We start from the raw sequence: 2,437 nt of genomic DNA, 5'->3' as shown, positions 1-2,437 counted from the left end.
ACTTTTTTGTCTCTCAATTTTTCATTTCGTCATGGTGCGGATAGCTATAAATATTTTTATGGAAGATATATATGCTTTGCTTGCCTTTAAGCACATCAATGCCACTATTTCGTTTAACAGCATTAACCCTTGCTTGTATGACAGCATCTACTGTCATGGCAGAGTCTACAGATCAACAAGCAAATTCAACATCATCAAAGACTGAGAATGATCTTCCTACCATTGTTGTGCGTGCATCCGCGCATAAAAAAGGCGTGCATTCTGACTCGGAAACAGTAAAAAGTTTTCCTGCAAGTGTGGCAACAGTGACCAAAAAAGAGTCCGAAACCACAACCAATGTCATGAATACAGAGGACATGGTGAAATATTTACCTGATCTTCTGGTTAGAAAACGTTACATTGGCGATACTCAAGCACCGATAGCAACCCGTACAACAGGCGTTAATGCTAGTGCACGTAGCTTGATTTTTGCGGATGGCGTATTGTTATCAACCTTAATTAATAATAATAACGGCAATGGCTCACCACAGTGGTTCATGGTATCACCTGAAGAAATTAGCCAAATTAATGTCTTATATGGACCTTATTCTGCTGCTTATGCAGGCAACTCATACGGGGCAGTCATTGATATTGTCACACGAATGCCTGATCACTTTGAAGCAACGGCAACCATGCGTGGTGCGATTCAAGATTTTAAGTTGTATGACACCAAAGATCATTTTGGTTCTGGTGAGCTGAGTACCACACTGGGTGACCGTAATAGTAATTTTTCTTGGTGGTTGAGTGCCAATCATTTAGATAGCTCAAGTCAACCACTCACTTTTGCGACAACGAGCCAATCAACAACTCATGCAACCACTCAACCTGTGATTAATGGAGCAATTGCAGGGGAAAATCGGACTGGAAGCCCAATTCAGATTTTAGGTGCAGGAAATATTACCCACACCATTCAGGATAATGTCAAATTAAAACTGGCTTATGATTTTAGCCCAAGCTTAAGCGCCAATTACATGATTGGTTTTTGGAGAAATGATGCCGATGCCCATCCAATTAGCTATTTGACCAGTGCTGCTGATCAATCGGCATATTATGGAGCGACCTCTGGTAAAGTAAATATTGGAGGATATGCATACAATGCCAGTATGATTGCAGGACAATTTTCCCGAAATGACGTCTCTCAACAGCATTTAATGCAAAGTTTGACCCTTAAAAGCAATCATTCAGATGGGTTGAATTGGGAAGTTGTTGCCAGTCATTTTGATTATTTAAAAGATTTAACCCGTCTTTCTAATGGTCCTTATGCAACTTCACAATCAGGTGGGCCAGGGCAAATCACCGATGCCAGTGGTACAGGTTGGTCAACTCTTGATTTAAAAAGCTCATATCACTTCCAGAATGACAGTTTATCAAACCATACCTTAAGTGCTGGTTTACATGGGGACTGGTATCGGCTAGATAGTCAGACCTATAGTGCCAGTGATTGGCTTGGCTCAAAAGATGCATTAACCAGTGCTTCTCAGGGCAAAACTCAAACCACAGCTGCATGGCTACAAGACGTCTGGATGATTACCCCGAAAGTTAAAGCGACAATCGGGGGGCGCTATGAAGACTGGCAAGCAACCAATGGATATAACTTGTCTACAGCAAACAGTAAACTCTTTTCGGTCAATCAACCCAATGAAGACAAAACAGGCTTTTCACCTAAAGCCTCTGTAGCATGGTCATTTGCACCGAACTGGACACTGACAGCTTCATCTGGCAAAGCGCTACGTTTCCCAACGGTTGGAGAGCTTTATCAAAATGTACAAACTGGTACAACCTATACGCAAGCCAACCCAAATTTAAAGCCTGAAAATGTACTTTCACATGAGTTAGCTCTTGCTCGCGAAACAGATGATAGCTCAATGCGTTTATCTGTTTTTCAGGAGCGTGTCAAAGATGCTTTGATTTCACAAACTGCAATGATTTCAGGTTATGCAACGCCTGTTTCATATACCCAAAATGTAGATAAAACCCGTCAACGGGGGATTGAATTTACTGCGGCAAAACAGAATGCACTTATTGATCGCTTAGACTTGTCTGGAAGTATCAGTTATGTTGATGCCACAATTTTGGAAAACAGTAGTTATGTTCCAACGATTGCGGGTGCAACTTCGGTGGGTAAACATACCCCATACGTTCCAGCTTGGCGTGCCACATTGGTTGGAACCTATCACATTAGCCCTGAATGGAGTTTTACAACGGCAGGAAGATATATTGGTCGACAATATGCAACGGTAGACAATACTGATACGTCCCCTAAAACTTATCAGGGCTTTCAACCATTTTTTGTTATGGATGTTCGTACCAGTTATCACTTAAATCGTAATTGGAGTGCGGCTGCAGGGATTGATAATTTAAATAATTCTAAATATTTTTTATATCATCCATTTCCTGA

At 41.3% G+C, this 2,437-nt stretch carries 1 protein-coding gene; it reads left to right on the top strand.

Going from position 1 to position 2,437, the window contains the following annotated elements:
- Positions 1 to 98: 98 nt before the first annotated feature.
- Positions 99 to 2,437 (top strand): TonB-dependent receptor (locus tag ACX1N5_RS15615; RefSeq protein ID WP_458803547.1); only part of this gene is annotated, 2,339 nt, incomplete at its 3' end.

The sequence above is a fragment of the Acinetobacter sp. ANC 4636 genome (assembly GCF_054454555.1).
The sequence above is the reverse complement of the archived record's forward strand: the minus strand, read 5'-3'. Positions and strand labels throughout refer to the sequence as shown.